Annotated in this window: 24 protein-coding genes and 1 tRNA gene; 13 read left to right on the top strand and 12 right to left on the bottom strand. The window is 65.5% G+C overall.

Translation table 11 applies throughout. The features are described from left to right. Positions 1–81: 81 nt before the first annotated feature. From QFZ94_RS22215 to QFZ94_RS22200, 4 genes are all read left to right on the top strand, one after another. Positions 82–1,662, top strand: coding sequence for a mannose-1-phosphate guanylyltransferase/mannose-6-phosphate isomerase (locus QFZ94_RS22215; RefSeq protein WP_429459506.1), 1,581 nt, complete (start codon positions 82–84; stop codon positions 1,660–1,662). Further along, positions 1,634–2,197, top strand: a complete 564-nt coding sequence (locus QFZ94_RS22210) for a flavin reductase family protein (protein ID WP_368582807.1) — start codon at positions 1,634–1,636, stop codon at positions 2,195–2,197. The genes QFZ94_RS22215 and QFZ94_RS22210 overlap by 29 nt, the downstream gene beginning before the upstream one ends. A gap of 338 nt (positions 2,198–2,535) precedes the next feature. Further along, on the top strand, positions 2,536–3,255 hold the full coding sequence (locus QFZ94_RS22205; protein ID WP_368582808.1) for a FadR/GntR family transcriptional regulator: 720 nt from the start codon (positions 2,536–2,538) through the stop codon (positions 3,253–3,255). A gap of 177 nt (positions 3,256–3,432) precedes the next feature. Further along, positions 3,433–4,479 (top strand): Gfo/Idh/MocA family protein, encoded by a 1,047-nt coding sequence (locus QFZ94_RS22200; protein ID WP_429459503.1) that lies wholly within the window; start codon positions 3,433–3,435, stop codon positions 4,477–4,479. Positions 4,480–4,512: 33 nt separating this feature from the next. Here the strand turns inward: QFZ94_RS22200 and QFZ94_RS22195 are convergent, their stop codons facing one another. From QFZ94_RS22195 to QFZ94_RS22165, 7 genes are all read right to left on the bottom strand, one after another. Continuing rightward, entirely contained in the window at positions 4,513–5,172 is a 660-nt protein-coding gene (locus tag QFZ94_RS22195; RefSeq protein WP_368582809.1) for an amino acid ABC transporter permease, read from the bottom strand. Between the two features lie 185 nt (positions 5,173–5,357). Continuing rightward, positions 5,358–6,152 carry a cystine ABC transporter substrate-binding protein gene (locus tag QFZ94_RS22190; RefSeq protein ID WP_429459501.1) on the bottom strand — a complete coding sequence of 265 codons (795 nt, stop codon included), beginning with the start codon at positions 6,150–6,152 and terminating at the stop codon, positions 5,358–5,360. Positions 6,153–6,259: 107 nt separating this feature from the next. Further along, a complete protein-coding gene (locus tag QFZ94_RS22185) occupies positions 6,260–7,282 on the bottom strand; it encodes a quinone-dependent dihydroorotate dehydrogenase (protein ID WP_368582811.1) in 1,023 nt (340 codons plus the stop codon). 126 nt (positions 7,283–7,408) lie between these two features. Then, positions 7,409–8,254, bottom strand: a complete 846-nt coding sequence (locus tag QFZ94_RS22180; protein ID WP_429459499.1) for an arginyltransferase — start codon at positions 8,252–8,254, stop codon at positions 7,409–7,411. A 102-nt stretch (positions 8,255–8,356) separates the two neighbouring features. Continuing rightward, complete coding sequence (aat, locus tag QFZ94_RS22175) at positions 8,357–9,094, bottom strand: leucyl/phenylalanyl-tRNA--protein transferase (protein ID WP_368582813.1); 738 nt, start codon at positions 9,092–9,094, stop codon at positions 8,357–8,359. Between the two features lie 9 nt (positions 9,095–9,103). Beyond that, positions 9,104–9,649 (bottom strand): NUDIX hydrolase, encoded by a 546-nt coding sequence (locus tag QFZ94_RS22170; RefSeq protein ID WP_074284429.1) that lies wholly within the window; start codon positions 9,647–9,649, stop codon positions 9,104–9,106. A 378-nt stretch (positions 9,650–10,027) separates the two neighbouring features. Next, positions 10,028–10,104 (bottom strand) — tRNA-Met (locus QFZ94_RS22165). 223 nt (positions 10,105–10,327) lie between these two features. Between QFZ94_RS22165 and QFZ94_RS22160 the strand changes: the two genes are divergently transcribed. Next, positions 10,328–10,825 (top strand): heme-degrading domain-containing protein, encoded by a 498-nt coding sequence (locus QFZ94_RS22160; protein WP_429459496.1) that lies wholly within the window; start codon positions 10,328–10,330, stop codon positions 10,823–10,825. A gap of 4 nt (positions 10,826–10,829) precedes the next feature. Further along, positions 10,830–11,168 carry a DMT family transporter gene (locus QFZ94_RS22155; protein ID WP_368582815.1) on the top strand — a complete coding sequence of 113 codons (339 nt, stop codon included), beginning with the start codon at positions 10,830–10,832 and terminating at the stop codon, positions 11,166–11,168. A gap of 45 nt (positions 11,169–11,213) precedes the next feature. On the opposite strand, the gene QFZ94_RS22150 is transcribed toward QFZ94_RS22155, so the two are convergent. Together QFZ94_RS22150 and QFZ94_RS22145 are read right to left on the bottom strand one after the other, a co-directional pair. After that, complete coding sequence (locus tag QFZ94_RS22150) at positions 11,214–11,603, bottom strand: hypothetical protein (protein WP_368582816.1); 390 nt, start codon at positions 11,601–11,603, stop codon at positions 11,214–11,216. 82 nt (positions 11,604–11,685) lie between these two features. Then, a complete protein-coding gene (locus QFZ94_RS22145; RefSeq protein ID WP_429459493.1) occupies positions 11,686–11,877 on the bottom strand; it encodes a hypothetical protein in 192 nt (63 codons plus the stop codon). A gap of 284 nt (positions 11,878–12,161) precedes the next feature. Between QFZ94_RS22145 and QFZ94_RS22140 the strand changes: the two genes are divergently transcribed. Together QFZ94_RS22140 and QFZ94_RS22135 are read left to right on the top strand one after the other, a co-directional pair. Further along, positions 12,162–12,449 (top strand): hypothetical protein, encoded by a 288-nt coding sequence (locus QFZ94_RS22140; protein WP_429459491.1) that lies wholly within the window; start codon positions 12,162–12,164, stop codon positions 12,447–12,449. A 198-nt stretch (positions 12,450–12,647) separates the two neighbouring features. Then, entirely contained in the window at positions 12,648–12,932 is a 285-nt protein-coding gene (locus QFZ94_RS22135; protein ID WP_013089272.1) for a DUF1488 domain-containing protein, read from the top strand. A gap of 42 nt (positions 12,933–12,974) precedes the next feature. Here QFZ94_RS22135 and QFZ94_RS22130 read toward each other — a convergent pair whose 3' ends face one another. Then, positions 12,975–13,949, bottom strand: a complete 975-nt coding sequence (locus tag QFZ94_RS22130; protein ID WP_429459489.1) for an NAD-dependent epimerase/dehydratase family protein — start codon at positions 13,947–13,949, stop codon at positions 12,975–12,977. A 145-nt stretch (positions 13,950–14,094) separates the two neighbouring features. Between QFZ94_RS22130 and QFZ94_RS22125 the strand changes: the two genes are divergently transcribed. Further along, positions 14,095–14,928 (top strand): TetR/AcrR family transcriptional regulator, encoded by an 834-nt coding sequence (locus QFZ94_RS22125; RefSeq protein ID WP_429459487.1) that lies wholly within the window; start codon positions 14,095–14,097, stop codon positions 14,926–14,928. 46 nt (positions 14,929–14,974) lie between these two features. Further along, positions 14,975–16,111 (top strand): enoyl-CoA hydratase/isomerase family protein, encoded by a 1,137-nt coding sequence (locus QFZ94_RS22120; protein ID WP_429459485.1) that lies wholly within the window; start codon positions 14,975–14,977, stop codon positions 16,109–16,111. Between the two features lie 75 nt (positions 16,112–16,186). Here QFZ94_RS22120 and QFZ94_RS22115 read toward each other — a convergent pair whose 3' ends face one another. Together QFZ94_RS22115 and QFZ94_RS22110 are read right to left on the bottom strand one after the other, a co-directional pair. After that, positions 16,187–16,612, bottom strand: coding sequence for a hypothetical protein (locus QFZ94_RS22115; protein ID WP_368582824.1), 426 nt, complete (start codon positions 16,610–16,612; stop codon positions 16,187–16,189). Between the two features lie 162 nt (positions 16,613–16,774). Next, on the bottom strand, positions 16,775–17,116 hold the full coding sequence (locus tag QFZ94_RS22110; protein WP_429459482.1) for a hypothetical protein: 342 nt from the start codon (positions 17,114–17,116) through the stop codon (positions 16,775–16,777). 20 nt (positions 17,117–17,136) lie between these two features. On the opposite strand from QFZ94_RS22110, the gene ssuD reads away from it, so the two are divergent. The 3 genes from ssuD to QFZ94_RS22095 are packed head-to-tail and all read left to right on the top strand — an operon-like array spanning position 17,137 to position 20,169. After that, a complete protein-coding gene (gene ssuD / locus QFZ94_RS22105; RefSeq protein ID WP_429459480.1) occupies positions 17,137–18,297 on the top strand; it encodes an FMNH2-dependent alkanesulfonate monooxygenase in 1,161 nt (386 codons plus the stop codon). Between the two features lie 25 nt (positions 18,298–18,322). Beyond that, entirely contained in the window at positions 18,323–19,171 is an 849-nt protein-coding gene (gene ssuC, locus QFZ94_RS22100) for an aliphatic sulfonate ABC transporter permease SsuC (RefSeq protein ID WP_429459478.1), read from the top strand. Continuing rightward, complete coding sequence (locus QFZ94_RS22095) at positions 19,168–20,169, top strand: ATP-binding cassette domain-containing protein (RefSeq protein WP_429459476.1); 1,002 nt, start codon at positions 19,168–19,170, stop codon at positions 20,167–20,169. The genes ssuC and QFZ94_RS22095 overlap by 4 nt, the downstream gene beginning before the upstream one ends. The last annotated feature ends 62 nt before the right edge of the window (positions 20,170–20,231 follow it).

The following is a 20,231-nucleotide window of genomic DNA, read 5'->3' as shown; positions in this document are numbered from 1 at the left end:
ACCAGAAACGATTGCGACCACGAGGCACTTGCTGGCGTGATAACGGCCGGTGAACAGGAGTTGGATTCGAGAGGATCGCAAATGAACCGAATAGTAGAGCCAGGTAATCCGCTCGCGCCGCGGGCCCGATCCGCCGCCGCGCTTCACGAGCTGACCGCGCAGCCGGTGATTCTCGTGGGCGGCTCCGGTAGGAGGCCGTGGCCGCCGTCGCGCGAACGCAATTCGAGGCAGCTGGCCGGTCCGATGGACGACCGCTCGCGGCTCGAAGCGACGCTGCGTTGGCTCGGCGATGCATTCGACTCGGCCGCGCACGACGCGGCCCGTACCACGCCGTGCGCCGCGCCGCTGGTGGTCTGCCGCGAGGATCTGCGGCTGCCGACGCTAGAGCGAGTCGAGCCGTACCGCAAGCCTGCGCGCTTGCTGCTCGAACCGATGGCGCGCAACACTGCGCCGGCGCTGACGGTCGCGGCGCTCGCCGCGCGCGCGTCGGCCGTGGCTGGCGACGATCCGATCCTGGTCGCGCTGCCCGCCGATCATCCGAGCGCCGATCACGCTGCATTCGGCGCGGCGCTCAACGAGGCGCTCGCGCATGCTTCGCGCGGCGCGATCGTCGCGTTCGGGGTGCCGCCGCAGCGCGCGGCGATCGGCTATAGCTACATCCGCACCGACGCGCCCCTCGGCAACCGGGGCGCGCGGACGATCGAGCGCTTCGTCGAGAAGCCCGATGCCGAGCTGGCCGAGCGCTACTTCGCAGCGGGCGAGTACTGGTGGAACAGCGGCATGTTCGTGGTGCGCGCGTCGGTGTGGCTCGACGCGATCGGCTTGTGCCGTCCGCTGATCGCGGCGGCCTGCAAGGACGCATTCGCGGGCGCGAGCATCGACGATGCCGGTGCGCTCCATCTCGCGCACGACGCGTTCGCCGCGTGTCCGTCCGACTCGGTCGACCATGCGGTGATGGAGCGCATCGGTACCGACGCGCGTCTTGTCGGCGTGACGGTACCGCTCGGCGCGGGCTGGCCGGACGTCGGCGCGGCGGACCCGGTGTGGGATGCGTCGAACAAGGACAGCGATGGCAACGTTGCGCACGGCCGCGTGATGTTCGACGGTTCGCGCGACCGCTTCGCGCATTCGGACGGCCGGCTAATCGCGTGTGTCGGCGTGAGCGGCGTGGTGGTGGTCGAGACCGCCGACGCCGTGCTGCTCGCCGCGAAGGATCATGTAGAGGACGTGAAGGCGATCGTCGCACAGCTGAAGACGCAGCAAGCCGGCGAGGCCGACGGGTATCGCAAGGTCGCGCGGCCGTGGGGTTTTTACGATTCGCTCGAACACGGAGAGCGCTTTCAGGTGAAGCGCTTCGTCGTGAAGCCGGGCGGGCGGCTGCCGCTGCAGAGGCATCATGATCACGCCGAGCACTGGGTCGTGGTGCGCGGTACCGCGCTCGTCACGCGCGGCATCGAGCGCTTCGCGCTGTCGGAGAATCAGTCGACGTTCATTCCGCTCGGTGTCACGCATGGGCTCGAAAATCCCGGCAAGACGCCGCTGGAAATCATCGAAGTGCATTCGGGCGGCTATCTTGGCGAAGACGACATCGTGCGCTTCCACGAGCGGCACGGCCGCGAGCAGGGGAGCGCCCATGCGCGTCAATGCAGCTCAAACCGATAAGCCAGCCGATGAAGCGCGGTCGCCGTCATTCGACGAGCGGCGCTTTCGTCACGCGCTCGGGCGCTTCGCAACCGGCGTGGTGGTGATCTCGACCGGCAGCGGCGACAGCCTTCACGCGATGACCGCCAACGCGTTCATGTCGGGGTCGCTGAAGCCGCCGCTGATCGTCGTGTCGGTCGGGCATCGTGCGCGCATGCATGCACGGCTGATGGATGCCGAGCTGTTCGGCGTCAGCGTGCTGTCGGAGGCGCAGGAGTCGCACAGCCGCCATTTCGCGGGCGAGGCTCAAAGCCGCTTCGCGCCCACTTGCGCTCCGCGCTTCGCGGCGGTCGATGGCCTTGCCGGCGTCGTGCTGCTCGAGCACGCGGCCGCGCGCTTCGCGGCGCGCGTGGTGGACCGCCATCCGTGCGGCGACCATACGCTGTTCGTCGGCGAGGTGCTGGTGTTCTCGCTCGACGAGCACGCGCCGCTGCTGTTCTTTGGCGGCCGCTATGCGTCGGTGGCGGCGAGCGCGTCGAACGAAGACTCGGCCTGATCGGCTTGCCCCCGCATGTTTGTTCGCCGTAACACGCAATCGCCGGACCACGTCCGTGCAAATCAGACAATTTCATCGCGCCAACGTGCGAATGCGCACTAATTAAACCCAGTAACGCAGGCACGCTTTGACGAGCGAGCTTTGAGCCTGGCGGAACAGATTGCGTTACACGAACGAAACAAATCTTCAGAGGGATAACCCTGTCAGGAAGTGTCCCAACTGGCGCAACCGTTTCGAAGCTAGCAACGTATCGGAAAACGATCCTATTTGCATAACAGATACGTACGGGCCCTTCATTAACAGGCCACGCGGGGTCAACACCGCTTCGGGGATATGTCATGGAACACGCAAACAAGGATCGCTCGCTGGTGAGCAAAGTAATGGACGGGCTCGTCAGCGGCATCGTCGAGGAAAAGTACGGCGCGATTTTGCCGCCGCAGGATGTGCTGTCGAAGGAATTCGACGTGAGCCGCACCGTGATGCGCGAGGCGCTATCGATGCTGCTCGCGCGCGACATGCTCGACGTGCGCCCGAAGATCGGCACGCGCATCCGGCCGATGAGCGACTGGCGCATGATCGACGAGGACGTCGTCAACTGGCGTTTTCGCGCGAAGCCCGATCCGATGTTTCTGCGTGACGTGATCGAGTTTCGCATCCTGATCGAACCGCGCGCTTCGGCGCAGGCGGCCGCGCGCGGCAGTGCCGCGGACGTCGCGGCGATTCGGGAGGCCTTCGAGGCGTTTCGCGTGATCCGTCCGGGCGAGCCCGGCTATCAGGAAGCCGACGAACTGTTCCATACGCGTATCGTGATCGCGAGCGGCAACCAGTTCTTCAAGCAGATGGCGGCGATCATTCGCGGCGCGCTGTCGACCGTTACCCCGATCGTGCACGACCGGAGCGGGGAGTGGGAGGGCGCGATCGCGTCGCATCAGCGTGTCGTCGAAGCGATCGAGCGGCGCGATCCGAAGGAGGCCGAGCTCGCCTCGCTCGCGATGATCGATTACTCGGCCGAGGAAGTCGGCGGCCGGTTTTCCGCGGAGCCGCCGGCGCGGGTTTGAGCCTCGGTGTGAGCCTGGATGCGTGAGTGCCTGGCCGTGACAGCGGCGGCGCGGGTGTGGAAGGTCGGTGCGCGGCGGTGATGCCGCATGGTTCGTATTGGTCGCGGACGCCGCATTCTCAAACGGCATCGGCGACAATAGCGGCTGTTCTGAACCGCATGGACCCTTGCACACACGATGACAGACACGACAGCGGCACCGCAGGCAGCCACCGCCCAACCGACCGATCGGGCAGCGCAAGACACCACTTCATCACGTGAGATCCGTTGGGGGATCGTCGGCACCGGCCGGATTGCGCGCCGCTTCGCGCAAGGTCTCGCCTTCGTGCCGCGGGCGCGGCTCGCCGCGCTGTGGTCGCGTCGCGCGGAACCGGCCCAGGCGTTCGCCGATGAATTCGGCGGTACCGTCTACGACAGTTTCGATACGCTGCTCGCGAGCGGCATCGACGCGCTCTATATCGCGACGCTGCAGGACAGCCACGCCGACTATGCGATCGCCGCGTTGCAAGCCGGGCTGCACGTGCTGTGCGAGAAACCCGCGTGTATCAATCGTGCCCAGCTCGAGCGCGTGCTCGAGACCGCGCGCGCTTCGCAACGGCTCTTCATGGAAGCGATGAAGCCGCCGTTCTATCCGCTCTACAGAAGGTTGCGCGAGCACCTCGCGGCCGATCCGATCGGCGAGGTCGGCCTTGTGCGCGCGGGCTGCTCGGTGCCTGGCGTGCCGGCCGATCATCCGTCGCTGTCGTTCGAGCACGCGGGCGGCGCGCTGCTCGATATCGGCATCTACGAGATGTTTCTCGCAGTGGACTGGCTCGGCGCGCCGCGCGACGTGCAGACCTTCGGCCGGCTCGGCACGACCGGCGTCGATACGTTCGCGAGTCTGAACAGCCAGCACGAGCGCGGCGGCATCGCGCAGCTCTTCTGCGGGCTCGATCTGCATGGCAAGGGCGATGCGCTGCTGATGGCCAAAGGCGGTCACGTGACGCTGCACGAGCCGTGGTGGAACCCGTCGCGCGCGACCATCCGTTACGCGGACGGCCGCGTCGTCGAACTCGACGAGCCGTTCGAAGGCGGTGGTTTGAACTACGAGACCGCGCACTTTTGCGAGCTGATCCGCGCGGGTGTGCTGGAGAGTCCGCTGATGCCGCACGACAAGTCGCGACAGATGATCGCGATGGCCGACGCGGCGCGCGCGGCGTTGGGGCTCAAGTTCGCTGGCGAATGAGCCGCCACGGCGAAGAAAGGGTGTGCGCGGCGCTCAGTGCCGCGTCGGCAGCGACAGCCGCCGCTCGTACCAGCGCTGCGCCCACTCGAGCACCTGGCACAGCACCCAGTACACGGCCGCAGCGGCCAGATAAAGCGGCAGCGGCTGATAGGTCGACGCGATCATTTCCTGCGCGCTGCGCAGCAACTCGGTCACCGTGATCACGGACACGAGCGAGGTGTCCTTGACCAGGCTGATCAGGCTGTTCGACAGACTCGGCACCGCGATGCGCAGCGCCTGCGGCGCGATCACGTAGCGCAGCGTCTGGCGCCGCGACAGCCCAAGGCTATACGACGCGAGCCACTGGCCCTGGTGGATGCCCAGAATCGCGCCGCGCATGCTCTCGGACAGATAGGCTGCGACGTTCGCCGACAGCGCGATCACGCCGGCCGGCGTCGGTTCGAGCGAAATGCCGAAGCTCGGCAGGCCGTAGTAAATCACGAAGATCTGCACCAGTAGCGGCGTGCCGCGCATCACGCTCACATAGACGCGTGCGATCCAGTTCAGCGGCCGGCTGTGGCTGATCCCCATCAGTGCGAGCACGGCGCCGCCGATCAGGCCGAAGATCATCGACAGGAGCGCGAACTTGATCGTCAGCAAGGCGCCTTGTGCGAGTACCGGCAGCGATTGGAGCAGCAGGGATGTGATGGACATGGGTAGTGTTCTTATTGACGCACAAAGCGCACATCATAAACTTTGGCGCGCGTTCAGGCGCGGGTCGCGCAATGCGGCTTGGGGTATACGCGACGCGTGGTTCGGGTCCAAGGCCCCACACGGGCCGCAAAAACGCGAAGGGCGGCATCGTGATCGATGCCGCCCTTCGTTTGACTACGCGGTTGTTACTTGATCGGCTTGCTGACGTCGATGCCGAACCACTTGTCCGAGATCTTCGTGAAGGTGCCGTCCGCTTCGAGCTGGGTCATCGCTTCGTCGATCGCCTGCGCGAACTTCGGGTTACCCTTTTTGAACGGAATGCCCGACGGGTTGCCGGTGCCGACATTAGCGCCGGTGCGCAGCGGCAGGTTCGAGTTCTTCAGCAGGTACGCGAGCATCAGCCGGTCGTTCAACGCCGCGTCGAGCCGGCCGGCGGCCAGATCGCGCAGGTATTCGGGTGCGCCCGGATAGGTCTTCACGTCGATGCCGGGTACCGACTTCGCCATGTCCATGTAGTTGGTGCCGAGACCGACGCCGAGCTTCTTGCCCTTCAGGTCTTCGAGCGACGTGAACTGGCGCGCGTCGTCCTTGCGCTGGATCAGCTGCGCGGCCGAGTACGTGTAGGCCGGCGAGAAGTCGAGGGTCTGCTTGCGCGCGTCGGTGATGCCGACCTGGTTGACGATCACATCGAACTTGCCCGCCTGCAGACCGGCGATGATGCCGCTCCATTCGGTCGTGACGAACACCGGCTTCACGCCGAGCTTGGCCGCGACGGCTTTGGCGATGTCGACGTCATAGCCGACCAGCTCGCCCGACGGCGCTTTCGAATTGAACGGCGGGAAGGTGCCTTCGAGACCGACGCGCAGCGTGCCGCGCTGCTTGACCTGGTCGAGCAGGTCTTCCGCGTGCGCGGCGACGGCGGTCAACGACGCGCCGATCAGCGCGGTGGCGAGGAGTTTCTTGAGCAGGCCAAATTTCATCGTGTTCCTTTGTACGTCTGACGTTTTGACGGTCGAGAGCATAGCAAACGAGACTATCGCCATCTAAATACCGTTTGTTTATGTCTATATGCCGCCGGTGCGGATACTTAGCGCAGCGCCTGCGCGCATTCGGCGACGAGCGCCGGACCGCGGTAGATGAAACCAGTATAAAGCTGCACCAGTGACGCGCCGGCCGCGAGCTTCGCGCGTGCGTCTTCCCCCGAGAAGATCCCGCCGACGCCGATGATCGGCACCGCCTCGCCGACTTCGGCGCGCAGCTTGCGGATCACCTCGTTCGACGCATCGAACACCGGCTTGCCCGACAGGCCGCCGGCTTCGTCAGCATGGGGCATGCCGGTGACGGCAGCGCGCGACAGCGTCGTGTTGGTCGCGATTACGCCTTCGAATTGGTGGCGCAGCAGGGTGTCGGCGATCGACTTGATCTGCTCGTCGTCAAGGTCCGGGGCGATCTTGAGCGCGAGCGGCACGAGCTTGCCGTGCATGTCGGCGAGCCGTTGCTGCTTGTCCTTCAGCGCGGCGAGCAGCGCGTCGAGCTCGTCGGCGCCTTGCAGCTGGCGCAGGTTCTTCGTATTCGGCGACGAGATGTTGACCGTCACGTAGCTCGCGAACGGGTACACGCGCTCGAGGCAGTACAGGTAGTCTTCAGCGGCGCGCTCGATGGGCGTGTCGGCGTTCTTGCCGATGTTCAGACCGAGGATGCCGCGATAGCGCGCGGCCTGGACGTTCTTCACGAACTGGTCGACGCCGGCGTTGTTGAAGCCCATCCGGTTGATCACCGCGTTCGCCTGCGGCAGCCGGAACATGCGCGGGCGCGGATTGCCCGGCTGCGCGCGCGGCGTCACGGTGCCCACTTCGATGAAGCCGAAGCCGAGCGCCGCCAGACCGTCGATGCACGCGCCGTCCTTGTCGAGGCCCGCCGCGAGTCCGACCGGGTTGCGGAACGTGAGGCCCATCACGGTGCGCGGCGAATCCGGTACGCGCGAGGCGAGCGCGCCCGCGAGGCCGGTGCGGCCGGCGGCGCCGAGCATGCGCAAAGTCAGATGGTGAGCGTCTTCCGCGTCCATGCGAAAGAGTTGGGCGCGAACGAGCGGATAAAGGGAACTGAACACGAGATGAAGCCGGACGGCCGGAAAATGGGAACCCGCTATTTTACCGGCTTTGGGCTTCGATGAGACTGGTAGGGCGTTGCTGGCGGCGAGCAGGACCTGGCGACGACTCGACGGACGGCGCTTTGGCTACGGCCTGAGCGGTCCGCGTCGCCCATGCATCGGCAGATCGACCGGCGGAAGGTCGATGCTGTCCGGATCGAGCACGCGCCACTCGCCGTCGATCAAGCCTTCGAGCGGGCGGAAATTCGCCTTGTACGCCATCTTCGGGCTCTCGCGAATCCAGTAGCCGAGATACACATACGGCAGGTTCAGGCTGCGCGCCTGCTCGATCTGCCAGAAGATGTTGTAGGTGCCGAAGCTCGCATGCGGCTGGCTCGGCTCGAAGAACGTGTATACCGACGACAAGCCGTCGCCGAGGATATCGATCATGCTGATCATGCGCAGCGCGCCTTGGGCATCGGGGCGCGGATCAGGCCGTCCATCGGGCCGCAGCGGCGCCGGCTCGCGAAACTCGACGAGCCGCGAGTTGATCCGGCTTTGCAGCAGGAACTGCTCGTACTGGTCGCGGCTGTCGCGATCCATGCCGCCGCCCGCGTGGCGCGCCGACTGGTAGCGCATATACAGCGCGTAATGCTCCTCGTCGTAATGCAGCGGTGCGACGGTCGCGATCAGGTCGCCGTGCTTTCTCCATACACGCCGCTGCGTGCGGTTCGGCTGAAAACGCTCGACCGGCACGCGCACCGGCACGCACGCGCGGCAGCCGTCGCAATACGGACGGTAGGTGAACACGCCCGAGCGCCGGAAGCCGGCCTTGACGAGATCCGTGTAGACGTCCGAATTGATCAGGTGACTGGGTGTGGCGACCTGCGAGCGCGCGATGCGGCCGTCCAGGTAACTGCAGGGATAGGGCGCCGTTGCATAAAATTGCAGCGCGGAAAGCGGCGAAAGAGGCAGCTCGTTGGGATGAGTCACGTTGGCAGCTCTCGAAGCGTCTCTGGTAATGCAAACCCGGCGCGCCTGGCGGTTGATGCCGCGATTCGATGGGCGGCGGACCCGGATTCGGCCTGATTTTTCCTACGCCGCGCGCGCGAGGATTTCGAGCAGGGCGGTCTTGTCGAAGCGCCAAGGGATGGCCGGTGCGCCGACAGACGCGCGAACATGCGCGACGAACGCCTTGCGCGCTATCTCGCGGCCGCCGAGCGACGCCAGATGCGACGTGTTCTGCTGGCAGTCTATCATTTCTATTTCGTGACGTCGCAAGTGGCCGACCAGCGCGGCCAGCGCCATTTTCGAGCCGTCGGTGACGTCGGTATACATCGATTCGCCGAAGAACATCCGGCCGAGCGACACGCCGTACAAGCCCGCTACACGCTTACCCTCGAACCAGGTTTCGATGCTGTGCGCGTCGCCGAGGCGATGCAGCGACGAATAGGCTTCGACGACGTCGGCGGTGATCCACGTGCCACGCTGGCCGCGGCGCGGCGCCTGCGCGCAGGCGCGCATCACGGCGGCGAAATCCTGATCGACGCGGATTTCCCACGCGTCGTCGCGCAACATCCGCTTGAGCGTCTTACGCAGCGACGGCGACAGCTTGAATTCGACGGGGCGCAGGATCATGCGCGGATCGGGGCTCCACCACAACACCGGCTGGCCGTCCGAATACCACGGGAAAATGCCGCGCCGATAAGCGTCGATCAGGCGCGACGGCAGCAGATCGCCGCTTGCCGCGAGCAGACCGGGCGCGCCGCTCGCGGCGCCGAGTGCGCGCTCGACGGGCGGAAACGGATCGTCAGCTCCGAGCCAGGGAACCATGCGCGCCGCTCAACCTTCGCGCAGGGAGCGGAAGATGTCGCCGGTATGCAGGCCGAAACTGCCGGCCGCGCGGTCGGCGAAAAAAAAGCGCAGCGTCTGGCCGACGGTTGGAAACGCGATCTCGTCCCACGGAATCTCGTGCTCCTCGAACAGCTTCACTTCGAGGCTTTCCTCGCCGGCGGCGATGTCGAGATCGAGCAGACGCGCCATGTAGAACAGATGCACCTGATGCACGTGCGGCACGTTCAGCAGCGAAAACAGGTTCTGCACCTCGACGCGCGCGCCGGCTTCCTCGAGCGTTTCGCGCGAGGCGGCTTCGGCCGTCGTTTCTCCCATTTCCATGAAGCCGGCGGGCAGCGTCCAGTAACCGTAGCGCGGCTCGATCGCGCGGCGGCACAGCAGCACCTTGTCGTCCCACACGGGAACGGTGCCGACCACGTTACGCGGATTCTGATAATGCACGGTGCCGCAACTGCCGCATACGAAGCGCTCGCGATTGTCGCCCGGCGGAATGCTCAGGCTGACGCCGTGGCCGCAGACAGAACAGAATTTCATTGGAAAGGGAACGAGAAAGGGTGATAGGAGTTTATCACCCGGCCGGGCGATTACTGAGGCGCCGGCAGGGACTGCGCGATGGGAGGTTCGATGCGGCGAGCGCCGCCGCGTCTGACGTTGCTTGACAGTCGATTTTCGGATGCGCTGATAGCATCGGTCGTGATGGTTGCGATGGAGGCTCCCGCGTCCGTCACAGTCATCTCATCTTTTCTCTCTTGTACATTGCCTCGTAGTTTGGCGCGCCATTCAGTTGACGCGCTTTTTTTTTCGCCTGAGGTTGGACTGAGGCTTGACGGTCAAGAGAATCGACAGCTCATGGCTACAAAAACAAAAAAGGGTTACACGCCAATGCGTTGTAACCCTTCAATGATTTCGTTCTGGTTGCGGGGGTAGGATTTGAACCTACGACCTTCGGGTTATGAGCCCGACGAGCTGCCAGACTGCTCCACCCCGCGTCCGTCGAAGAAAAGATTATAGACCAGCCAGACAGCCAGCGCAATAGCCATGTAAGGATTGGCTTCATTGAGCTTCGCGCCGCCACCGCTACGGCACCTATCGGAAAGGCTCTGGAAAGCCGCGCGCAGACGCTGCGCTAGAATTCAGATTCTTCACGAGGCTCGCCGGATCTTCACGACGGCGACCTCATCGACTCCGATTCTCCGACCGGTTCTGAACTCCATGGATATCGCTCACGATCTGCAGGTCATCGCCCTTCAGGAAAAGACCCTCGTATTTCCCCGTTTCGATGCCGATCGTGCGTGGCAAGTCGGCGCGTATCTGCATGAGGTCGCGAAAGCGCGCGGCATTGGCGCCGCGATCGACGTGCGCACGTTCGGCCAGCCGCTGTTCTTCAGCCTGCTCGACGGCGCGACACCCGACAACGTCGACTGGGTGCGCCGCAAGGGCAACACCGTCGCGCAATTTCGCCGTAGCTCGTATGCGATCGGTCTGAAAATGCAGCTCGCGGGCGCGACGCTCGTCGACAAGCACGGTCTGCCGGCCACCGAGTACGCGTCGCACGGCGGCGCGTTCCCGCTGACGGTGGAAGGCGCGGGCGTGATCGGTTCGATCACGGTGTCCGGTCTGCCGCAGCGCGCCGATCATGAACTGGTGGTCGAAGCGCTGTGCGCGCATCTGGGTCACGATTACGGCAAGCTCGCGCTCGCGAAAAGCTGACGCGATGCGCGTACCCCCGTATGCGCTGCTCGCGATCGCGATCGTCGCCGAAGTCATCGCGACCTCCGCGATGCGGGCCTCTGACGGTTTCTCGCGCCTGCTGCCGTCGATAGTCGTCGTGCTCGGCTACGGCATCGCGTTTTATTGCCTGTCGCTGACGCTCAGGAGCATTCCGGTCGGCATCGTCTATGCGATCTGGTCCGGTGCCGGGATCGTGCTGATCACGCTGGTCGCGCTGGTGCTGTACCGGCAGGTCCCCGACGTGCCGGCGATCATCGGGCTGGGATTGATCGTCGCTGGCGTCGCGGTGTTGAATCTCTTCTCGAAGATGCAGGCGCATTGAGCGCCCGCGCAAGTCGGCACGCTCGCCGCACGGAACTTAATCGGCCTATTTGCAGCGCACGATCATCGAGCGGCCTTTCACATTCGCCGACGCCACGTTCGTGACGCTGCCTCCAGCGGTGCCGCCTTCGTCGTTGTCTTTCGACACGATGTCGTAGCCGGTCGCGCCGCAGGCCTTACCCGCTTGCACGTAGCACGAGGCCCAGCTCGAGCCGGCGTTGGCGCCGCTGCAGTTGACCGCGAAGCCGGTCTGGCCGTTCGGCAGATTGATCAGCGTGGTCGTGTTCGACGACGCGCAGCCGCCCAGTCCCGCGGCGAGCAGCAGCGCGGCGGGCAATGCGGCCGACAGCGACGCGCGACGCACGAGGGCAAGCGCGGCGCTGGATCGGAGGCGGTGGAATCGGCCGGCGCGCCGCGGTTGCGTCGTGAATTGCATCGTGTTGTGTCCTTTCATTCAGATTGAGGTTGCTGCGGGGTTGGAGGCGGTCGGTGTGCAACGCGGGGGCGCGCGCCGAGGCTCAGGTCGTTTCGACGGTGATGCCCGCCGCGCTGACAAGCCGCCGGGCTTCCGCGCCTTCTTCGGTGGCCGCGTCTTCCCAGATGCTGATCGCTCTGGGGATGTCGATGCCATGACTTTCGGCGTACTCAAACCAGCGGTTCGCCGCATCCGGCTCGGGCAGTTCGTGATTCTGCAGAAAATATTTTCCCATATTGCGCTCGCTGGCCTCGAAATGGCGTCGTCATAGGTACTTTTCGACAGCATGGAGCATGCCGATCTGCACCGTTCGACCGGCGCGCGTGGCTGACGTGCAGCGCGACTCCGGTACGGGGCGAGTGCGGCTCGCGGGCAGAACTTATCGCGCTGCAACGCGCCTTATCGTAATGGGGCGGGCCGCCCGCACACCTCCAGTGCAGCGGCGCGCCGCATGCTGAAGCATCAAGGCGGCGCCGTCGCGACTGGCGCCAGCTCCGCAACCGCAACAGGAGGACGAAGATGGCTGAACGGGTCAGTGGCCCTTATCGCGGCTATTACATCAGCGCCGCCGCGCGCCTCGTGCCAGGGGGCAGCACGTCGGGCGCGTCGGGCGAAGCGCACGCCAAAGCGGATGGTACTTACGTCGGCTCGGTGAGCCTCGCCGAAGCCGGCCCGGACGATCCGCATCGGATGGAAACGTTGCTCGAACTCGGCGACCGGCAACGCTTCAGCAGCGAAGAAGAGGCGTTCGCGTTCGTCGAACGGGCGGCCCGCGAGTACGTCGACCGCTTGCTGGATGGGCAGTGAGCGTGTCGGCGATTGCCGCGCGAAGGGCCGGCCGAAGCACTCGCCACCGTAGCGCGCGATGCCCTGAATCAGGCGCCCGCGCACGCTGGACCGTGATCCGGCGGCGCGAGTACCATAGCGGGACCCGCGAGGATCGGCGGCGCATAGCGGCCTTCCTCGCGTGCTACGTTCCCGCCGCCACCTTTTGACGAGGCGACCATGGAAATCCGTTTTCCCGAAGACGCGCCTGCTTACCGCGACTCCAACCTGACCGTCGTGTTTTCCGCGCTGGTAGACGGTGAGCCGGTGCCGTGCGCGATCTCGGTGGAAGCGCTCGAGGATCATTTCGGCGCTTACAGCGAGGACCTCGACGGCTGGCTGCGTGCGTTCGATGCGGGCCGGCCGCGCATCGAGGCCGTTGCGCGCGAGCATTTGCAGATCAGCAACGGCACACCCGTACTACTCAAGAGTGGTCATTTTCCGCCCGGGCAGATGGCAGGCTGAGCGGAACTGTCCTTCCGCCAACGCATCGCCAACGCGTTGCCGCTAATTCACTCCGTGCACCGGCACTGCCTCGCGCGCCGCTTCGAAGCACCGCCTGATCCCTTCCTGATACGAAGTTTTGTTGAGCGGCCCTATCAACGTGGCCAGCGCCGAATCATCGAGCACGACAGGCTCGGTCAACAGATAGTTCATCTCGACCAGTTCGCGCATCAGCGGATTGAATAACCCGAGCACGCGCAGCATGCCCTTACCGGCCACCATCAGCTTCGGCTCGCGGCCCGCGAGCGCGTACGCCTCGCGTGCCACTTCCCGCTGCGTGATCGTGCCGGCGCCCCCGAGATGCCACCAGCGGCCGTAAGCCTCGGGCGTGCGCGTGAGTCGTTCGACCACGGGACCGACATCCGGCAGAAAGATGAATTCGTGCGATACGTCGATGGGACCGAGCACCTGCGCGCGCTTACCGGTAGCGGCGCCAACGAAGACACCGTGCAACAGGCTACGCTCAACCCCCGGTCCGTAGAAATCGGGCAGCCGCAATACCAGCGTTTCGAGACCTTTCTGGCCATGCGCGGCCAGCACGAGCTTTTCCTGTTCGAGCCGCATGCGGCCCTTGAACGTATGCGGCTCGCGCGGATGATCTTCGCGAATCGGATTGCCGCGCGCGCGGCCATACGGATAGACGGTGCCGATCAGAATGAAGCGCTCGACGCCGGCGGCCGTCACGCCAGCCAGCGTCTTCTCCATCAACGGCGGGTGCTGCGCGAACTGGTCGTAGGGCACGCCGACGAGGTAGATCACGGTCTGCAGACCGGCGGCAGCGGCGCGGATCGAGGCGGGGTCGTCGGGGTTCCAGGTGACGATCTCCGCGTGCGGGTCGTCACCGAAGGTCCGTTGCAATACCTCGCGTGAACGGCCGACCACCCGATAATCGCGGCCCGCCGCACCAAGCGCCGCGGCAATGCTTTGACCCGCCGCGCCCGCGGCACCGAATAAACCGACCTTTCCCGTGGCTTGCATGACGACTCCTTCAGATGGCGGCGCGACCTCGTCGCGTGCGCTCGTGGCTACTTCGTTGACTGACGAAAATTTACTGAACGTCGTTCAGTAAACGGTGTTCAGTTTAAATTGACTTTTCAGTTTGTCAACCTGTAAATTGCGGATCATGGGAATCGCTGAACGAAAACACCGCCAGAAACAGGCGCTGCGCGAACGCATCCTCGATGCCGCGCGGCGCATCGTCGTGCGCGAAGGCTTTGCCGCGCTGTCGATGCGCAAGATCGCCGACGCAATCGAATATTCGCCCGCCACGTTGTATCTGCATTTCGCGAGTCGCGACGACATCGCGCGGGCCTTGTGCGAGGAGGGCTACGCGCAGTTGCTCGCGAGCTTCGTGCCGCTCGTGCACATCGCAGATCCCGCCGAACGGCTGAAGGCGCTCGGGCGCGCGTACGTCGCGTTCGGCGTCGAGCATCCGGAAACGTACCGGCTGATTTTCATGGAGGATCCGAGCTATACGGGCGCGGCGCTCGGTGGCGCGGCGGCTGCTGGCAAAGACGGCGGCAACGCGGAAGATGCAAGCGCGAACGGCGGGACCGGTGGTTCAACCGCGTCCCGAGGCAACGCCGACGACGACCCCGGCGACGCTGCGCTGCGCATCATGATCGACGCGCTCGACGAGTTGCGAGCAGCGGGGCGTCTGTCGGCGTCGGTTGCATCGATGGAGTCGGCCGTGTGGGCCGAAGCGTTGTGGGCGAGTTTGCATGGCATCGTCGCGTTGAATCTCACGTGTCCGGTGTTTCCGAGTGCGCCGCTCGAGACGCTCGTCGGCGTCACGCTCGACGCATGGCTCGGCGCGCCGCAGCCCGTGGCAGCGGGCGCATCGAAGAGCGCCGCAGTGCGCGGCAAGAAAACCGTCGCGCGGCGCCACTCCGAACCTGCCGAATCGCCGGACACGGCCCCCAAGCCCGTCACCAAACGCAAAGCGGCAGGCACGTGATAACGTTCAGTTCCACGTCAACCCGCGCCGCCGCGCCCAGTTCTCCATGTCCACGTCCGCCTCGCCCGCCACTAGCGACGAAATCGCGACCCACGTAACCAACCGCATCGGTTTCATCGAACTGGAGCGGCCGAAAGCGCTGAACGCGCTGTCGACCGGCATGATCCGCGCGATCCATGCGGCGCTCGACCAGTGGCGCGACGACCCCGAGGTGCTGGCCGTCGTCGTGCGCAGCCGGCATGAGCGCGCGTTCTGCGCGGGCGGCGACATCCGCTTCATGTACGAGGCGGCGCAACGCGGCGACCAGCAGGCACGCGACACGTTCTTCAGCGAGGAATACCGCCTCAATCATGCGATCTTCGTGTACCCGAAACCGTATATCGCGTTGATGAACGGCATCGTGATGGGCGGCGGCATGGGCATTTCGCAGGGCGCGCATCGCACCGGCGGCCTGCGCGTCGTCACGCAATCGACGAAGATGGCGATGCCCGAAACGCGTATCGGCCTTTTTCCGGACGTCGGTGCGAGCTGGTTTCTCGCGCGCACGCCCGGCGCGATCGGTCGCTATCTTGCGGTGACGGGCGAGACGTTCGGCGCGGCCGACGCGTTGTACGCGGGCCTCGCCGATGTCTATATTGACGACGCGGCGTTGCCCGCGCTCGTCGCTACGTTGAGCCGCGAAGAGTTCGAGCGCGGCGCGGATGTGGTTGCATGCGTCGAGCGCGAGACGCTCGCGTATCAAGTCTCGCCGCAGCCCGAGGAGAGTGCGCTCGCGAAGGCGCGTCCGTTGATCGACCGGCATTTCGCGCTGCCCGACGTCGCGCGGATACTCGCGTCGCTCGAACAGGAACGCGAGCGCGGCGGCGACTCGGCCGAGTGGGCCGAGCGGACGATCGCGGTGCTGCGCGAGCGCTCGCCGCTGTCGATGGCGGTCTCGCTCGAAGTGGTCACGCGCGCGGAAGGGTCGATGGCCGATGTGCTGCGTGTCGATCTCGATCTGACTCGCTCGAGCTTCCTGCTCGGCGATACGGTGGAAGGCATTCGCGCGCGCATCATCGACAAGGACAACGCGCCGCGCTGGCGTTTCGCGCGCATCGAGGACGTCGACCAGGCCGATGTGGAGAAGATGTTCGACAGTCCGTGGCCGGCGGACGGACACCCGCTAGCCGCGCTGCGCGGGTGAACGTGCACTGAGCGCGCCGTCTCCCGAACCCGCCCGCGCGAATCTACGCGTTGCGCGAACTGACGCGCTACGCGCTTATTCCTCAGCCTCGCTCGCCATGAACGCGCGCATGAACACGAGCGCGCCCCAGCCCCACATCGCATTGGCCGCGAAGCCCACTGCGAGGCGCGGCAGCATGTTGCCGCTCGGCCAGATGCCGCGCAGCGGATCGACGACGAACACGCTCGCGGCCGTCAGCACGATGCCACCGAACACGAACGCCGGTACCCACGGCGCGTGCCGATGCGGCGCGACGCGCAGCAGCCACGCCATCAGCACGGCCCAGAACGAGCTCCAGATTGCGTTCGCGATGAATTCAGGCAGGCCGAGCGGCAAAAACGGCGCGGTCGAAAAACCTGTGGGGTCGATCATGCCGGCGGCGTGCATCAGCGCCAGCGTCGATTCGCGGAAGAACAAAGAAGCCAGAAAACCGGCGACGAACGGCAGAATTATTTTGTGCATGCATTGCACCGGCAACGTACTGGCGACGCGAATCGCGAGGCCTGTACCGGGTGATTGGAAACGAGCGCCATTATATCGATCGGGGTGCGGCGGCCATGGCCGCGTGTGTAAAGCGCAACAACCGTATGCGGTAGCGCCGGGCTAATCACGAAAGCGGAATTCCTAAGCTAAAAAAAATCGTTCAAAAGCCGCGGACCGCTCCATAGACTGTTTCCTCATGCAGACGGCGCCGGTGTCGCCGTCATCCGTTGAATCGAGCGCACCACGCGCACGTTGGTCGAGGAAAACCGTCGCCATGTCGAGCCTCATGCCGAATCTTCGTTGCAGCAGGGCCCGCGCGTGGTCGTGTCCGCGGTGTCGTCCGCCCGGCGCATAGGCTTTCAGCGCTTTTGCCGGTGGCCTGAGTCCACCGTCCGTTTCGCAATCCTTCAACACGTCGCAGCGCCTTGCCGATTGCCGGCTCGATGCGTGCGGCCGGCGCTCGCGCCCACCGTTTTCTTTCAAGAGCAGGCAGGAGCAACAACATGAATGTGTTCTGGTTCATTCCGACTCACGGCGACAGCCGCTATCTCGGTACGTCCCAAGGCGCACGCGCAGCCGATTACGACTACTTCCGGCAGATCGCCGTCGCCGCCGATACGCTCGGCTACGAGGGCGTGCTGCTGCCGACCGGCCGCTCGTGCGAGGACGCCTGGGTCGTCGCGTCGAGCCTGATTCCCGCGACGCAGCGGCTCAAGTTCCTCGTCGCGATTCGCCCGGGACTGTCGTCGCCGGGACTCGCCGCACGCATGGCGGCGACGTTCGACAGGCTGTCGAACGGGCGGCTGCTGATCAACGTGGTGACGGGCGGCGACGCGGCCGAACTGGCCGGCGACGGCGTGTTCGTCGATCACGACACGCGCTACGAAATCACCGACGAATTCCTGCATATCTGGCGCAAGCTGCTTACGGCCTCGCACAGCAACGAAGCGATCGATTTCGACGGCGAGCATCTGCAGTCGAAGGGCGGCAAGGCGCTGTATCCGCCGGTGCAGAACCCGCATCCGCCGCTGTGGTTCGGCGGCTCGTCGGCGGCCGCGCACGATATCGCGGCCGAGCACATCGATACCTATCTGACGTGGGGCGAGCCGCCCGAAGCGGTCGCGAAGAAGATCGCGGACATTCGCGCACGCGCCGCGGCACGCGGCCGGCAGATCCGCTTCGGCATCCGTCTGCACGTGATCGTGCGCGAGACCGAGGAAGAAGCGTGGGCCGCCGCTGACAAGCTGATCAGCAAGCTCGACGACGACACGGTTGCGCGTGCGCAGGCGTCGTTCGCAAAGATGGATTCCGAAGGGCAGCGCCGCATGGCCGCGCTGCACGGCGGCAAGCGCGGCGGGCGCGAGCAGCTCGAGGTCTATCCGAATCTGTGGGCGGGCGTCGGGCTCGTGCGCGGCGGCGCGGGCACCGCGCTGGTCGGTAGTCCGGAGCAGGTGGCCGCGCGTATGAAGGAGTACGCGGCGCTCGGCATCGAGACGTTCATCCTGTCCGGCTATCCGCATCTCGAGGAATCCTACCGGTTCGCCGAACTCGTGTTTCCGCTGCTGCCGCAACGCTTGAGCAAGGTCGCCAACGGGCCGCTGTCGGGACCGTTCGGCGAAATCGTCGGGACCAGCGATCTGCCGAAGGCGGCGAGCGCGAGCTGATCGACCGGCAAGGAGAAAAGCCAACATGAGTGACACTGCTTTGAGCGCGGCCACGGGGGCAACCCCGCAGCCCGCGTCCAACGCCCGCGCTGCCGCGTTGCGCCGTTTCGGCGCGCATCTGGTGCCGTGGCTCGCGCCGATCGCGATCCTGCTCGCGTGGGAAATCGCCGCGCGCAGCGGCGCGCTCTCGACACGTGTGCTGCCCGAGCCGCTCGCGGTCGTGAAGGCCGCATGGTCGCTGATCCAGTCCGGCGAAATGTGGGCGGATGTGAAGGTCAGCACGTGGCGCGCGGTGTCCGGTTTCGCGATCGGCGGCGGCATCGGCCTCGTGCTCGGACTCGCGACGGGTTTGTTCAAGCCCGTGGAAATCGTGCTCGATTCGACGGTGCAGATGATTCGCAACATTCCCGCGCTGGCGATGATTCCGCTCGTGATCCTGTGGTTCGGTATCGAGGAACAGGCGAAGGTGTTCCTCGTCGCGCTCGGCGTGTTCTTCCCGGTCTATGTGAACACGTTCCACGGCATCCGTTCGGTCGATGCGAACCTGATCGAGATGGCGCGCAGTTATGGCGTCAAAGGTTTCGCGCTGTACCGCCACGTGATCCTGCCGGGCGCGCTGCCGTCGATTCTGGTCGGCGTGCGCTTCGCGTTCGGCCTGATGTGGGTCACGCTGATCGTCGCCGAGACGATTTCCGCTCAATCGGGCATCGGCTACATGACGATGAACGCGCGCGAATTCCTGCAAACCGATGTGGTGGTGGTCGGCATTCTGCTGTACGCGGCGCTCGGCAAGCTCGCGGACATGCTTGCGAAGAGCCTCGAGCGCGTGTCGCTGCGCTGGCATCCGGCCTATCAGCGAGGAGCAAAAGCATGAGCGCAACGACGCTAGCGACGACGTTCGGCGGCATCGCCGGCAGCGACCTCGAGACCGAACTCGCGCAGCCGCGGCTCGCGGATCACGACGCCAACGAGGCCGCGGAGAGTGAGCGGGACGGGGCGGCCGGCTCGCGACCCGTCATCGCACTGACCCGTAGCGACGCGCGCCCAGCAAGCGACTACGCGGTGCAGTTGCGCGGTGTCGGCAAACGCTATGGCGAGCGCGAGGTACTGTCGGGCTTCGATCTGTCGATCGAGCGGGGCAGCTTCGTCGCGATCGTCGGCCGCAGCGGCTGCGGCAAGTCGACGTTGCTGCGACTCGTCGCCGGTCTCGAAGAAGCCAGCTCAGGCGTGCTCGAAAAACGCGCCGGTAATGGCGGTCCGCTCGACACCCGCATCATGTTTCAGGATGCGCGTCTGCTGCCGTGGAAAAGCGTGCTGCAGAACGTGATGCTCGGCCTCGGCCGCGGCCGAGGCGCGCGCGACGATGCGCGCGCGGTGCTCGCCGAAGTCGGCCTGCTCGAACGCGCGAACGACTGGCCCGCGCAACTCTCGGGCGGTCAGCGGCAGCGCGTCGCGCTCGCGCGGGCGCTCGTGCATCGTCCGCAATTGCTGCTGCTCGACGAGCCGCTCGGTGCGCTCGATGCGTTGACGCGCATCGAAATGCACACGCTGATCGAACGGCTGTGGCGTGAGCATCGCTTCACCGCGCTGCTCGTCACACACGACGTGCACGAAACCGTCGCGCTCGGCGACCGGATTCTGCTGATCGAGGACGGCCGCATCGCGCTCGATCAGCCGGTCGCGCTTGCGCGGCCGCGTGCGCGGGCGTCGGCGGGCTTCGCGGCGCTCGAAGACCACGTGCTGCAACGCGTACTGAAAAACGCGCCGAACGACGACACGCTCGCGCATCGCGCGTACGAGGCCTATGACCCGTACGGCCTGCCGGAACCGGGCCGTCTGACGCGGCCGACCGAGGTGCGCTGGGCCGTCTGAGCTTTCCAGCAAATCGATCCCATTTGATCCATTCCGTTATCAACCGCTTCTGTGGAGTCATC

The sequence above is a fragment of the Paraburkholderia sp. JPY465 genome, assembly GCF_050436725.1.
GTDB lineage: Bacteria > Pseudomonadota > Gammaproteobacteria > Burkholderiales > Burkholderiaceae > Paraburkholderia > Paraburkholderia youngii.
This window is presented reverse-complemented; position numbering and strand designations above follow the sequence as displayed.

Coding starts and splice junctions, on each gene's coding strand:
- QFZ94_RS22215 (WP_429459506.1), top strand. CDS start 82: ATGAACCGAATAGTAGAGCCAGGTAATCCGCTCGCGCCGCGGGCCCGA.
- QFZ94_RS22210 (WP_368582807.1), top strand. CDS start 1,634: ATGCGCGTCAATGCAGCTCAAACCGATAAGCCAGCCGATGAAGCGCGG.
- QFZ94_RS22205 (WP_368582808.1), top strand. CDS start 2,536: ATGGAACACGCAAACAAGGATCGCTCGCTGGTGAGCAAAGTAATGGAC.
- QFZ94_RS22200 (WP_429459503.1), top strand. CDS start 3,433: ATGACAGACACGACAGCGGCACCGCAGGCAGCCACCGCCCAACCGACC.
- QFZ94_RS22195 (WP_368582809.1), bottom strand. CDS start 5,172: ATGTCCATCACATCCCTGCTGCTCCAATCGCTGCCGGTACTCGCACAA.
- QFZ94_RS22190 (WP_429459501.1), bottom strand. CDS start 6,152: ATGAAATTTGGCCTGCTCAAGAAACTCCTCGCCACCGCGCTGATCGGC.
- aat (WP_368582813.1), bottom strand. CDS start 9,094: ATGGTTCCCTGGCTCGGAGCTGACGATCCGTTTCCGCCCGTCGAGCGC.
- QFZ94_RS22170 (WP_074284429.1), bottom strand. CDS start 9,649: ATGAAATTCTGTTCTGTCTGCGGCCACGGCGTCAGCCTGAGCATTCCG.
- QFZ94_RS22160 (WP_429459496.1), top strand. CDS start 10,328: ATGGATATCGCTCACGATCTGCAGGTCATCGCCCTTCAGGAAAAGACC.
- QFZ94_RS22155 (WP_368582815.1), top strand. CDS start 10,830: ATGCGCGTACCCCCGTATGCGCTGCTCGCGATCGCGATCGTCGCCGAA.
- QFZ94_RS22150 (WP_368582816.1), bottom strand. CDS start 11,603: ATGCAATTCACGACGCAACCGCGGCGCGCCGGCCGATTCCACCGCCTC.
- QFZ94_RS22145 (WP_429459493.1), bottom strand. CDS start 11,877: ATGGGAAAATATTTTCTGCAGAATCACGAACTGCCCGAGCCGGATGCG.
- QFZ94_RS22140 (WP_429459491.1), top strand. CDS start 12,162: ATGGCTGAACGGGTCAGTGGCCCTTATCGCGGCTATTACATCAGCGCC.
- QFZ94_RS22135 (WP_013089272.1), top strand. CDS start 12,648: ATGGAAATCCGTTTTCCCGAAGACGCGCCTGCTTACCGCGACTCCAAC.
- QFZ94_RS22130 (WP_429459489.1), bottom strand. CDS start 13,949: ATGCAAGCCACGGGAAAGGTCGGTTTATTCGGTGCCGCGGGCGCGGCG.
- QFZ94_RS22125 (WP_429459487.1), top strand. CDS start 14,095: ATGGGAATCGCTGAACGAAAACACCGCCAGAAACAGGCGCTGCGCGAA.
- QFZ94_RS22120 (WP_429459485.1), top strand. CDS start 14,975: ATGTCCACGTCCGCCTCGCCCGCCACTAGCGACGAAATCGCGACCCAC.
- QFZ94_RS22115 (WP_368582824.1), bottom strand. CDS start 16,612: ATGCACAAAATAATTCTGCCGTTCGTCGCCGGTTTTCTGGCTTCTTTG.
- ssuD (WP_429459480.1), top strand. CDS start 17,137: ATGAATGTGTTCTGGTTCATTCCGACTCACGGCGACAGCCGCTATCTC.
- ssuC (WP_429459478.1), top strand. CDS start 18,323: ATGAGTGACACTGCTTTGAGCGCGGCCACGGGGGCAACCCCGCAGCCC.
- QFZ94_RS22095 (WP_429459476.1), top strand. CDS start 19,168: ATGAGCGCAACGACGCTAGCGACGACGTTCGGCGGCATCGCCGGCAGC.